The following is a 12,231-nucleotide window of genomic DNA, read 5'->3' on the forward strand; positions in this document are numbered from 1 at the left end:
AATGGACCTCCTGAAGCCAAATGTGGCTGGGTTCTCTTATTGGTAGAATGTGCTTGATGAGAAAGAAAGATAGAACCCCGGGTCAAAACGGGGGCAAAGGCATGCGCGGCTATCCTTTGGTATGGGGCAGCAGAGCAGGCTGAGACAGGGGTGCATATCCTTTAGTATAGGACCGATGCGCTTCTGCGCCTTCGCCCCTTTCTTAGGGTCAGGGTATGGTCAGGTCATAACGCCAGACAAGGAAACAGACATGATCTTTCAAAATCTCAGCAAGACCATCACCGCTGCCGCTCTCACCTTGGGCCTTGCCGCGGCAGGTGCCGCCCAAGACGAAGAAGCCGTACTTGAGGTGACGCTGGCCGATGAGACCCATAGCTTCACCCTGTCGGACCTTAAATCGATGCCGGTTTCGAGCTTTGAGACGACAACCATCTGGACCGATGGCGCGCAGGAGTTTGAAGGTGTCTCGCTCAAGCATTTGTTTGAGACACTGAACGTCGAAGAGGGCACGGTTACCGCGACCGCGATCAATGACTATGCCGTAGAAATCCCGATGTCCGACGCGGTCGAGGATGGGCCGATCATCGCCTACCACACCAACGGCGAAGAAATGTCTCGGCGGGACAAGGGGCCGCTTTGGGTGGTCTACCCCTATGACAGCGACATCGCCTATCAGACCGAACTGGTCTACAGCCGATCAATCTGGCAGCTTGACCGGATTAGTGTCGAGTAATTGAGAATGGCGCAGAGGGCGTGGATGAACGACGCAGGAAGATTTGGGCCCGCGCGCGCCAGAAGCCGACAGGTGCTGATGCTCATCCTTGTTGTGGGGATGAGCATCGCGGCCTATCTAGCCTACAACGTTTGGGACCGAATTCAGGCACTCGACAGTGCGCAGCAAGACCATGCTGAATGGGTCTTTACCCAGATCGAGATTGAGTTCCTTAAAACCGACCGGGCCTTGGCGCAGGCGAAATCCGCCACGCCCGAGGCGCTGGAGGAGTTCCGCAAGCGGTTCGACATCTTCTACAGCCGGGTTCTGCTGGCCGAACGGGTGCGCAACAATGCCAAGGCCAAGCCACAGATCCGCGAGCTGCGTCTGATGCTAGATGGATTTCTGCCTGCGATTGACGGGACGGATGCAGAGTTGGCCGCCGCGCTGGACGATATCGAAGCCATGCTGCGCACCGTAGAGGACGTACCGCGTGAGATCGCTCTGGCCTCCATCGCCATCGCCAGCGAGATGTCCCAAAATGAACGCCGTGAAATTGTGCGGCTGATCGAAGTGATGGCGGGGATCGTGTTGTTCGTCACGCTCGCATTGGTCGGCGCGGTCTATCGCCTGTCGCGGCAGGCCAGCCGGTTGAACCAGACCACGCAAATGGTCGAGGAAAACCATTTGCGCCTTGCCACAACTCTCCAAGCATCGCTCGACGCCATCGTCGTCATTAATGAACATGGCGAGATCGAAGATTTCAACGGCTCAGCCGAAGAGATATTCGGGATCACCCACGAGGCAGCGAAGGGCAGGGACTATATCAGCCTGTTGATCCCGCCCGCCGACCGCACGGCGCATCGGGAACGGCTCATGAGATTCCGCCAGACCGGTGTGACGGAGGTTGCCGACAGAGGCCGCCGAGAGTTTGAGATGATCGACCAAGATGGTCGCATCTTCCCAGTGGAGATGTCGGTCTCGCAGTCGCCTTCGGGGCAGGGGGCGCTCTTCATCGCCTATATTCGCGACATCACCGAAAAACGACTGCGCGAGGCTGAGATCATCGCCGCGCGTGACGAAGCCCTAGACGCCTATCATGAAAAGTCGCGGTTCTTTGCTATGATGAGCCATGAGATGCGCACCCCGCTCAATGGTGTGATCTCGGCGCTGCAACTGTTGCAGGATGACCGGCTCGACGATGAGCAAAAGCGCTATCTTGAAGCGGGCATGACCTCAGGGGAAATTTTGCTGGGGCACATCAATGACGTGTTGGCGATTGAACGCAGCGAGGCAGGAACTTACGAGCAGGTGCAGCATACCTGTGACATGACCGTGCTGATGGCAGGTATCATCAACACGATGGAGCCCTTGGCCGAGGCCGGAGGCACCCGGCTGCATCTTGACCTGACACAGCTCAACGACAAAGCCATCGTAACTGATCCACGGGCGATCCAGCAAATTCTTGTCAACCTGCTGAGCAATGCGATCAAGTTCAGCCCCGGCGGCGATGTGACCCTGAAAGGCTGGTACGCAAAGACGGAGGCGGAGGGGGAAGAGTTCTACCTTCAGGTCGAGGATGACGGCTCTGGCATCCCGGCGGGGGATATAGACCGTATCTTCGAAGACTTCGTTTCGCTCGACAGCCGGTATGAGCGCCGCACTGGAGGCACGGGGCTGGGCCTTGGGATCGTACGGCGCTTGGTCAAGCGCTTGGGCGGCGAAATCACCTGCGAATCCACGGTGGGGCAGGGGACATGTTTCACGCTGCGTCTTCCGGTGGAACGCGCTGATCTGTCAGAGATCGATTGTGATGAGGCACCTCACGAGCAGAAGAAACGCGTTGAGCCGTCCCCGGCAAAGCGGCTTAACCTGCTGCTGGTGGATGACAATGAGATCAACCGCGACCTGATCAAGGCGATGCTCGAAAAAATTGGCCATGACGTCACCCTCGCCACCGGAGGGCGCGAAGCGATCGAACTCGCCGATAGCGCGCCTTTTGACGCGATCTTGATGGATATTTCCATGCCAGAGGTGAATGGCGTTCAGGCAACCAAGGCAATTCTGTCCGGGTTTGGGCCTAACAAGGAAACGCCGATCATCGCTGTCACCGCTCACGCTCTGCCGAAAGAGCGGGAGGAGTTTAGCGCGGTGGGCATGTCAGGCTTTTTGCAAAAGCCATTGGATATGAAAGTGCTACGCGCGCGTCTGCGAGAGATTTCGGCGCGCGAGGTTATGCCGGAACAGGCGCTGCCTGAACGCTTGGCCAGCGCGCCCGTGCCGGCGCCAGTGGGAGGCAAGTTTGCAAAGCGGCCCCTCCTAAACGAACAACAGATGACGGATTTAATCGACCTGCTGGGCGAGGAGAAGCTGCGCGAACGCGTGCAAAAGCTCTTCGACCAAGTTGCGGATGATCTGCCCGCGCTGATAGCCACCGATGCTTTGCCCAATCTGCAGGCGCGCGCCCATGCCATGGCCGGGATGTGCGGCATGCTCGGGGCGGACCGGTTGCATGGCCTGCTAAAAGAGATCGAAACCGCCTGCAAGACCGAAAAAGACAAAGACGCGCGCGCATTATGCGAGGCTTTGCCTGGCACGTGGTGCGCCACGCAGGCGGCGATGAAAGCGCAGGTTGGCCTTTGACGTGGAGGGCCTATGCGGCAAGGTCGTAACCTATCCTTAAGGCTAGTCCATTTATACCCCCGCCCAGATGCACAGGCGCAAACCACGACCTATAGTTAGATATACCCGCCGATAGACGGGTCTGCACGAAGGCGTCATTGGCCAGATCAATGACCGCGTTCCCAAGCTGGCAGCCGGTTTAATTTTGACCGCTTTGCCTTCGGTACGCGGGCCTTCTCGGGAGCTGCTACCCGTTCCCCTACCCCAGGGAGCGGCTCCCTGATTGTTTTGCAGCGATGCGCCCCTCGGCCTTTCCCCGTCCCTCCCCTCGGGGGGAAGACCGGGGGCGCAATTTGCGGTCCAAGCCGGGCTGGATCACTGATCTGTAAATGGATCGCGCCCTTCGTAGTGGCACATGCGCTGACCAGACTGGCCTTCGCTTCAGCGTCGACAATTCGCACTGAATGTCCCGCAGGTTCTTATCCGGGCGGTCGCCGAGTGCCTCACTGAGCGGGTTCTCTGGCTGGGACCGAAGGACCGCAGCGTTGGCAGCTATTGCCCCTATACGTTTCGACATTGAGGCCGAGACCGCTGTCCATGCTCTGCAACCGGTCACCGTGTTTCGCAGCCTATCAGAACCGCATTCAATCACCCCGGTCGGGCACCGCTTCGCAGGCTATCCCGGCGCCGCTTGAACCCAAAATCTGATGAACTGCCCTGTTGCATCCCTCCGCGCTGCAGCTTAACAGGCAATAGTTTACTAAAAGAATCAGATTAAGGGGGCCGCGGTGCTCAGAACGTTGTCTTTCATTTGCATGTCCTTTGGCGCGACTGTCACCTCGGCGCAGGAATTTCCCATCACCGTGGAACACGCCTTTGGCGAGACCACCATCGAAGAGCGCCCCGAGCGGGTGGCCTCGGTCGGCTGGGCCAATCACGAAGTGCCCTTGGCGTTGGGCATCGTGCCCGTGGGTTTCGCCCGCGCCTCATGGGGAGACGACGATGGCGATGGGCTTTTGCCTTGGGTTATCGAAAAGCTGGACGAACTGAACGCAGAGGTGCCCACGCTCTTTGACGAAGGCGACGGCATTGATTTCGAGGCGGTGGCCAGCACGCAACCCGATGTGATCCTCGCCGCCTATTCCGGCCTGTCGCAGTCGGATTATGACACGTTGAGCCGCATCGCCCCGGTCATCGCCTATCCCGAAGCCGCATGGACGACCACATGGCGCCAGATGATCCGCCAGAACGCAGCGGGCCTTGGCATGGCCGAGGAAGGCGAGGCGATGGTGGCCGAGATCGAAGCGCGTATCGCCACAGCCCGTAGGGAACACCCCGAGCTTGCTGGAAAGACTGGCATGTTCGTCACCCATCTTGACCCGCGCGACCTCAGCACCATCGGTTTCTATGCTGCCGCAGACCAGCGCGTGCAATTCCTGACCGACATCGGCATGGACACGCCTCAAGCGGTGCGCGAGGCGAGCGAAGCCGGGAAGTATTCGGGCCGGGTCAGCGCCGAGCGGATCGACCTCTTTGAAGACGTGGACGTTGTCGTGACCTATGGCGATCAGGCGCGGTTGGATGAGCTGGCCAAGAACCCGCTGATAGCGCGCTTTCCTGCCATTGCCCGTGGGTCGGTCGTGCTTTTGGCGAATGATCCGATGGGTACTGCAGCCAACCCGACGCCCCTGTCGATCGACTATGTCCTCGACGATTACCTCGCGCGGCTAAGCGCGGCTGCCACGCGCGGCGAATGATGCAGGTGCTGCGCCCCCAACGGTTGGCAGGCTTTGCGCTTTTTCTGGGATTGCTGCTGCTGATCACCGGCCTGTCGCTGACTGTGGGCGCGCGGTCGGTGCCGTGGGCGGAGATCTGGGCGGGTATGACGGGCCGGATCGAGACCATCGGCGCGGCGGCGGTCGCGGTGCGGATGCCACGCACGGCGCTGGCCGTTTTGGCGGGCGGAGCGCTTGGCCTTGCAGGGGCGGTGATGCAGGGCATCAGCCGCAACCCGCTGGCCGATCCGGGTATTCTGGGCGTCAACGCGGGCGCGGCGCTTTTCGTTGTTGTGGGCATCGCTTGGTTCGACATTAGCGGCGCACATAGTTTTCTGTGGCTCGGAATCGCCGGGGCTGGGGTGACGGCGATTTTCGTCTACCTGATCGGCTCCGCCGGGCAAGGCGGGGCGACGCCGCTCAAGCTGACCCTTGCCGGCACGGCGACCTCGGTGGCCGTCTCGGCCTTCATCATCGCGGTGGTCCTGCCCCGCAATGACATCGCGGGCTCTGTGCAATCTTGGCAGGTGGGCGGCGTAGGCGGCGCGAGCTTTGAAACCCTCTTGCCTGCCTTACCCTTCGCGCTGGTGGGGCTAGCACTGAGCCTCGCTTCGGCTCGGGTTCTTAATGCTTTGGCCTTGGGCGAAGAACTGGCAACTGGCCTTGGCCAGAGCGTCGCCTTGGGGCGGGTCATGGCGGCGGCGGGGGCGGTGATCCTCTGCGGCACGGCGACGGCGCTTTGCGGGCCGATTGGCTTCGTCGGGCTGGTGGTGCCGCACCTGTGTCGGATGATTGCGGGCATTGATTACAAGCTGGTGCTGCCGCTTTCGGCCTTGGCGGGGGCTTCGATGCTGGGGTTGTCGGATGTGCTCGGCCGCGTCATCGCCCGCCCGAATGAGTTGGACGTGGGCATCGTCACGGCCTTTGTCGGCGCGCCCTTCTTTATCTGGACGGTGCGCAATCACAGGATGCGTGGGCTATGAATGATGTGACCCTCGCCGCCCCGCGCGTGTCCCGCTCCGCTGCCGCGCGACGCATTCAGATGCTAGGCTTTCTCGCGGCGCTCGTCTTTGGTCTGGTTGCACTGACCCTAAGTTGCGGACGAGGCTGCTTGCCGCCGGGCGATGTCTGGGCCGCGCTGACTGGAGCGCCGGGGGCGAATGCGTCTTTCGTGGTGTCCGAATTACGCCTGCCCCGCGCGGTCATGGGGCTGCTGGCCGGGGCGAGTTTTGGCTTGGGAGGGGTGGCGTTTCAGATCATGCTGCGCAACCCCTTGGCCAGCCCCGATATCATCGGCATCAGCGCCAGCGCAGGCGCGGCGGCGGTCTTTGCCATCGTCATTCTGGCCTTCGACGGTTGGTTGGTGTCGCTTGTCGCGGTGGCGGCGGGGCTTGGGGTCGCGGCGCTGATCTGGGCGCTGTCCTCGCGCCGCGGTGCTGCCGGTGCGCGGCTGATCCTGATCGGCATCGGCGTCTCGGCCATGCTCGACAGTGTGACGGCCTATGTCTTGCTCGAAGCGCCCGCATGGGAGCGGGCCGAGGCGATGCGCTGGCTGACCGGCAGCCTCAACGGAATGCAGCTTGTCCAAGCCCTGCCCGTGGCGGGGGCGCTGTTAATCTTCGGTGGGTTATTGGCCTTTACCGCCCGCGATTTGGAAGTGCTGCGCCTTGGCGATGACACCGCCGAGGCCTTGGGTGTGCGGGCCGACGCCACGCGGCTGCGGGTGACGCTGGCCGCCGTCGGCCTTGTGGCCATCGCGACAGCTGCGACCGGGCCGATTGCCTTTGTCGCCTTCCTTGCGGGGCCCATCGCGGCGCGGCTTTTGCCGGGTTCGCGCGGCTTGCTTCTGGGAGCCGGACTGGTGGGTGCCGTTCTGGTCATCGCAGGGGATTTCGTAGGGCAATTCCTTTTGCCCGCGCGTCTGCCAGTGGGGGTCGTCACCGGCGCGGTCGGCGCGCCCTTCCTTTTGTATCTTATCGTTCGCGCCAATAGAAATGGGGGCACGCTATGACCCAAGATCACCATCTTGAAACGCGAAATCTCGGCGCGGGCTATGAAAAGCGCATGATTTTAAAGGATGTATCTCTCACCGTGCCTGCGGGCAAGATCACAGCCATCGTGGGCGGCAATGCTTCGGGCAAGTCGACGCTTTTGCGAACGCTGGCGCGGATTTTACAGCCTAAATCCGGCGCGGTTCTGCTAGATGGCGAAGCGGTGCACCAGATGAAATCGCGCAAGCTGGCGCAGGTTATGGGGCTACTGCCGCAATCGCCCATCGCGCCTGAGGGAATCGCCGTGGACGACCTTGTTGGGCGCGGACGGCATCCGCATCAGGGGCTGTTCTCGCGCTGGTCGGCAGAGGATGACCGCGCCGTTGCCCGCGCGCTTGCCGCGACCGGGACCGAAGAGCTGGCCGAGCGGGATCTCGATACGCTATCGGGCGGGCAGCGTCAGCGGGTGTGGATTGCCATGGCCTTGGCGCAAGAGACCGACCTATTGCTGTTGGATGAGCCGACCACCTTTCTGGACGTGGCGCATCAGGTCGAGGTGCTGGACCTGCTCGTCGATCTTAACACCGCGCAAGGCACAACGATTGTCATGGTGCTGCATGATCTGAACCTTGCCGCACGCTATGCCGATCACCTGATCGCCGTGGGCGATGGCGGCATCCGTGCCGAGGGGCCGGCCACTGACGTCCTAACAGAAGAGATGGTGAAAACCGTCTTCGGCCTCTCGTGCCGTATTGTCAGCGATCCCGTCTCGCAAACGCCCTGTATGGTGCCAATTGGACGTCACAAAACCATACCATCGCACAAAGATGCCGCAGCCTGATAATAACTTACTAAATTAGTAAGATTCCCTCTGGCGCTCCCTGTATCGCGGGGGTAATGGAATCCTGACTGATTCACTAGGTTATTTTGGAGACTGCGATGCCCTCTTTCAAATTCAATCCTCGCCACCTCGGGCGCGGCTCTATTAAGACGGCACTTTTATGCTGTACGGCGCTGGTGCCAGGGTCGCTTTACGCGCAAGAGACCTACCAGTTGGATGATGTGATCCTTGAGGCCAGCGCGCAGTCCTCCGGCGCGGCGGATGCTGAAACGGTAGTCGCCAGCGAACTCAGCAGCGGCGGTAAGCTGTCGGGCGAGATCATCGACATCCCGGCCAGCGTCTCGGTCATCACCAGCCGCGAGATCGAAGCGCGTGGCGCGGATAGCGTGGAGCAGGTGCTGAACTACACCGCCGGTGCCAGCACCGACAGCTATGGCGCGGATGACCGGTTCGATTATTTTATCCTGCGCGGGTTCGAGGCCTATACCTACCGCGACGGCCTAACGCTTGGCGCGAACTTTGGCGCCACCCGCGAAGAGCCTTTTGCCTTTGAGCGGGTCGAGGTGATCCGGGGCGCGTCATCTTCGACCTTTGGCCTCTCCGACCCTGGCGGCTCGGTCAACTATGTCACCAAACGTCCCCGCGACGAGCGCTTTGGCAGTGTCTATACTTCGGTGGACTCCTACGGCAGCTTGGAAACCGGTGTGGATTTCGGCGACAAGCTGGATGAGGAAGGCACGCTTAGCTACCGTTTCACCGGCCTGCTGCGCAATGGCGAGCTTGAATATCCCTACTCCGAGAATGACGAGATCTTTGCGATGGGCGGCCTGACATGGCGCCCCTCCGATGCCTCCGAGCTGACCGTGATTGTCGATCACCTTAACCGCGATTCCGTGCCCGGCAGCGGCGGTTTCCCTGCGGGCGGCGATTTTGATCGGAGCGACGTGTTCTATGGCGAGCCTGACTATAACTACCGTGGCACCGAGCGGACGACCGTCTCTGTTCTGGGCGCGCATAACTTTGGCAACGGGCTGAGTTTTGGCGGCACCCTGCGTTACAGCGATGGCGCGGATGACTTCGGCTATGCCTATGTCAGCGACGGCACGCCCACCGATGGCACGGTGGACCGCGCCTTTTTTGCCAGCGATGGCACGAGCGAGAACATGATCTCTGACCTGCATCTGACCTATGAGGGTTTCCTCGGCGGAGCGGCGAGCACAACCACGGCGGGGGTCGAATTCTCTTGGTCTGATGACAGTGACAAGCGCTACTACGGCGCGGCACCTTCGGTTGATCGCGACAATCCGACCTACACCGGTCGTCCAGCCAGCGTGCCGATCTTTGCCGACCTCGATACCGAGACGGAAGGCAAGGCGCTTTACCTTCAGCAACAATTGAACTGGAACGAACGTTTTATCGCCTCATTCGGTCTGCGGCACGACTGGATCGATGTGACCGAGACCAACAATCTTGCCGGCACGGTGCAGACCAACGACATCAGCGAAACGACAGGCCGGGTGGGGCTGACCTATAAGATCAGACCCAACCTGTCGGTCTTCGGGAACTACGCGCAGTCGGTCGTGCCTGCAGGTTTCGGTGTCCAGCCGGAAGAGGGCGAACAATTCGAACTGGGCACTAAGTGGCAACCGGCGGGCACCAATGCGCTGCTGACGGCCTCGGTCTATGACCTGTCGAAAACCAACATCACCCGCACCAACCCGGCGAATAATTTGCCGGAAACCATCGGTGAGATCGGCGTGCGCGGCATTGATCTGGAAGCCAAGGCTGAGATGGGCGCCTATACGCTGACCGCCGCCTACAGCTATCTGGATGCCGAGATCAAAGAGAACGGCACCTCTGGCAATGTGGGCAATCGTCCCGGTCTTGTGGCTGAAAATGTCGCCTCGATCTGGGCCAGCCGGACGTGGGAAAACCTTGGGCGCGGTGATCTGACAGTTGGTCTGGGTGCACGGTTCAATAGTGGCTATTACTACAGCGACAGTAACACCGCAGGCGAGACAGGCAGCTTTGTCGTGGTGGATGCCGCGGTAAGCTACGACCTCTCCGAGCAGACCACACTGTCGGCCAATGTGACCAACCTGTTCGACGAAAAGCATACCTCCTACGGCGGTTTCTACGCTGACTTCTACAGCCCCGGCCGTGAAGTCACCGTGAAGCTGGCCCATAGCTGGTGAGCCTCAAGCGCGGCACCACCCTCGTGTGCCGCGCTTTTCTTTGCCTCAGGAGGAGCCCCAGATGACCATCGCCAAAGCCAAGACTACCATCCCGATGGACGCGCCGCAGGAGATGCTCTCGCGGATCCTGTCGCATCTGGTTGACGATCACGGCATGATTTTCCGCGCCAAAGGGACGACTGGTCATGTGTTTGAGCAGGACGGCTACCGGGTGGAGTTCGATCTGCGCCCGCGTGGGTTGGAGGTGAACCTTCAAGCGCCCGGTGAAAACGCCATGCAAATCTCGAAAGAGGGCATGGTACATCATGTTGCAGAATTTGATCCGCTGCTGGCCGAGCGTATCCGCTGGCAAGGTATAACGCAGGAGGCGGGTGTCGCGCCGCAGAACTTCCGGCTGCTGACCGTCCTCAACAGCGAAGTTCTTTTTGAGGGGATGCAGCGCGTTACCCTGCATTACCCGGATATTGCCGAACTCGCCGCGCAGGGACTGCATCTGCGGTTGATCCTGCCGCGCGATCCCAGCCGCACGCCGGTTTGGCCCGTGATGGGCGCAAATGGCGCGCCGGTCTGGCCCAAAGGCGCGGATGAGCTGCACGCGCGCTATGTCACGTTGAAGAACATCCGCCCAGAGACCGAAGAGGTCGACATCGACGTGGTGCGCCATGGCTCTGGTCTGATTTCGCAATGGGCGCAGAACGCGATTGCGGGCCAAAAGATTGGTGCCATGGGCCCGGTGGGGATCAGCGCCTTGCCGTCAGCGTCTTCGTATTTTTTAGCCGCAGATGGCACGGGCCTGCCCGCCGTTGCGCAGCTTTTGGCGCGTTTGCCAGAGGGTGCCGTGGGCGATGTGGTGGCCGCCCTGCCGCGCGGTGTGTCCTATCAGGACTACCTGCCAAAGACCAAGTTGCGCGTTCACGCCCTGCCACCGGCACAGTTCGAAACTGCCGTCCTTGGTCACGCGCAGGCGCTGACCGATGACGGGTTGGGCTATGCCTTCTTTGCCGGAGAGTTCCGGAACGCCCAGCAGCTGCGCGGCCATTTCAAAACCGCGCTCGGCATGGATAAGACCCGGCAGATTTGCACAGCCTACTGGCGTCGGGACTGAGCGCGGCTTAGCTCCACGGTCCTGCGTCGCCGCGTCTTCCGCTCTTAGGAATGCGGCTGCTGCTGGTGGGTCGAGGGCTTGGCTCCCGCACCGGGGATGCGGTGGGCGTCATCGCCCGCAGGGCAGCGATGCGGTTCTCGGTCGCGGGGTGGGTGGCGAAGAGGCTGTCATGCTTATGCGCGTGCAATGGGTTAATGATGAACATATGCGCCGTGGCCGGGTTCCGCTCTGCGGCGTGATTGTCGATCCGCGCGGCGCCCATCGCGATCTTCTCAAGCGCGGAGGCCAGCCAAAGCGGGTGACCGCAGATCTCTGCCCCGGCCTTGTCTGCCGCATATTCCCGCGTCCGGCTGATCGCCATCTGCACCAGTGCGGCGGCCATGGGGGCGAGGAACATCATCATCAGCGTGCCGATCATGCCCATTCGCTCCCGCGCGCCGCCGAAGAACATCGCAAAGTTCGCCAGCATCGAAATCGCACCGGCGAAAGTGGCGGTCACGGTCATGATCGCCGTGTCGTGGTTACGGATATGGGCCAGCTCATGCGCGATGACACCGGCGAGTTCCTCCCGGCTGAGGCTTTGCATCAGCCCTTTCGTCACCGCCACGGCGGCATTGGCCGGGTTGCGCCCCGTGGCGAATGCGTTGGGCTGGGGCGTGTCGATCAGATAGACTTTCGGCTCTGGCAGGCCCGCACTCCGCGCAAGCTCTGCCGTCAGGGCATATAGCCCCGCGCGGTCCCCCGGTGAGACCGGCTGCGCATCGTGCATCTTGAGCACCATGCGGTCGGAATTCCACCACGTAAAGGCGTTCATCCCTGCCGCAACCAAGAGCGCGATCAGTGCGCCACCTGACCCGCCAATCAGATAGCCAACACCCATGAAAAGCGCGGTCATCGCCGCCATCAGCATCGCTGTCTTTACATAGCCCATCTTGGTCTCTCGCGGTTGTCCGTTGTAAAGGAAATATGGGTCGATTTGCGCAGGGGGCA

9 protein-coding genes are annotated in these 12,231 nt (G+C 61.2%); 8 read left to right on the plus strand and 1 reads right to left on the minus strand.

What is annotated here, in order from left to right; all coding sequences use genetic code 11:
- Nucleotides 1-250: 250 nt before the first annotated feature.
- The 8 genes from K3759_RS02895 (at nt 251) to K3759_RS02930 (ending at nt 11,241) form a co-directional block, all read left to right on the plus strand.
- A complete protein-coding gene (locus tag K3759_RS02895) occupies nt 251-733 on the plus strand; it encodes a molybdopterin-dependent oxidoreductase (protein WP_259984237.1) in 483 nt (160 codons plus the stop codon).
- A 78-nt stretch (nt 734-811) separates the two neighbouring features.
- A complete protein-coding gene (locus K3759_RS02900; protein ID WP_259985542.1) occupies nt 812-3,355 on the plus strand; it encodes an ATP-binding protein in 2,544 nt (847 codons plus the stop codon).
- 794 nt (nt 3,356-4,149) lie between these two features.
- A complete protein-coding gene (locus K3759_RS02905; protein WP_259985543.1) occupies nt 4,150-5,091 on the plus strand; it encodes an iron-siderophore ABC transporter substrate-binding protein in 942 nt (313 codons plus the stop codon).
- Entirely contained in the window at nt 5,091-6,092 is a 1,002-nt protein-coding gene (locus K3759_RS02910; RefSeq protein ID WP_259985544.1) for an iron ABC transporter permease, read from the plus strand. The genes K3759_RS02905 and K3759_RS02910 overlap by 1 nt, the downstream gene beginning before the upstream one ends.
- On the plus strand, nt 6,089-7,120 hold the full coding sequence (locus K3759_RS02915; protein WP_259984238.1) for an iron chelate uptake ABC transporter family permease subunit: 1,032 nt from the start codon (nt 6,089-6,091) through the stop codon (nt 7,118-7,120). Before K3759_RS02910 ends, K3759_RS02915 begins: the two co-directional genes overlap by 4 nt.
- Nucleotides 7,117-7,941: an ABC transporter ATP-binding protein gene (locus K3759_RS02920; RefSeq protein WP_259984239.1), complete on the plus strand. Its 825-nt coding sequence runs from the start codon at nt 7,117-7,119 to the stop codon at nt 7,939-7,941. Before K3759_RS02915 ends, K3759_RS02920 begins: the two co-directional genes overlap by 4 nt.
- Before the next feature lie 98 nt (nt 7,942-8,039).
- A complete protein-coding gene (locus K3759_RS02925) occupies nt 8,040-10,136 on the plus strand; it encodes a TonB-dependent siderophore receptor (protein ID WP_259984240.1) in 2,097 nt (698 codons plus the stop codon).
- 61 nt (nt 10,137-10,197) lie between these two features.
- Nucleotides 10,198-11,241, plus strand: a complete 1,044-nt coding sequence (locus K3759_RS02930) for a siderophore-interacting protein (protein WP_259984241.1) — start codon at nt 10,198-10,200, stop codon at nt 11,239-11,241.
- Between the two features lie 7 nt (nt 11,242-11,248).
- Here the strand turns inward: K3759_RS02930 and htpX are convergent, their stop codons facing one another.
- The gene (gene htpX, locus K3759_RS02935) at nt 11,249-12,172 is read right to left on the minus strand and encodes a zinc metalloprotease HtpX (protein ID WP_259984242.1); all 924 of its coding nucleotides are present in this window, start codon (nt 12,170-12,172) and stop codon (nt 11,249-11,251) included.
- Nucleotides 12,173-12,231: the final 59 nt, after the last annotated feature.

Origin of the sequence: Sulfitobacter sp. W027, from assembly GCF_025143985.1 — a bacterium.
Lineage (GTDB): Bacteria > Pseudomonadota > Alphaproteobacteria > Rhodobacterales > Rhodobacteraceae > Sulfitobacter.

Bases quoted from the DNA above. Each gene is read 5' to 3' on its own strand.
- K3759_RS02895 (WP_259984237.1), top strand. From the start codon at position 251: ATGATCTTTCAAAATCTCAGCAAGACCATCACCGCTGCCGCTCTCACC.
- K3759_RS02900 (WP_259985542.1), top strand. From the start codon at position 812: ATGCTCATCCTTGTTGTGGGGATGAGCATCGCGGCCTATCTAGCCTAC.
- K3759_RS02905 (WP_259985543.1), top strand. From the start codon at position 4,150: ATGTCCTTTGGCGCGACTGTCACCTCGGCGCAGGAATTTCCCATCACC.
- K3759_RS02910 (WP_259985544.1), top strand. From the start codon at position 5,091: ATGCAGGTGCTGCGCCCCCAACGGTTGGCAGGCTTTGCGCTTTTTCTG.
- K3759_RS02915 (WP_259984238.1), top strand. From the start codon at position 6,089: ATGAATGATGTGACCCTCGCCGCCCCGCGCGTGTCCCGCTCCGCTGCC.
- K3759_RS02920 (WP_259984239.1), top strand. From the start codon at position 7,117: ATGACCCAAGATCACCATCTTGAAACGCGAAATCTCGGCGCGGGCTAT.
- K3759_RS02925 (WP_259984240.1), top strand. From the start codon at position 8,040: ATGCCCTCTTTCAAATTCAATCCTCGCCACCTCGGGCGCGGCTCTATT.
- K3759_RS02930 (WP_259984241.1), top strand. From the start codon at position 10,198: ATGACCATCGCCAAAGCCAAGACTACCATCCCGATGGACGCGCCGCAG.
- htpX (WP_259984242.1), bottom strand. From the start codon at position 12,172: ATGGGCTATGTAAAGACAGCGATGCTGATGGCGGCGATGACCGCGCTT.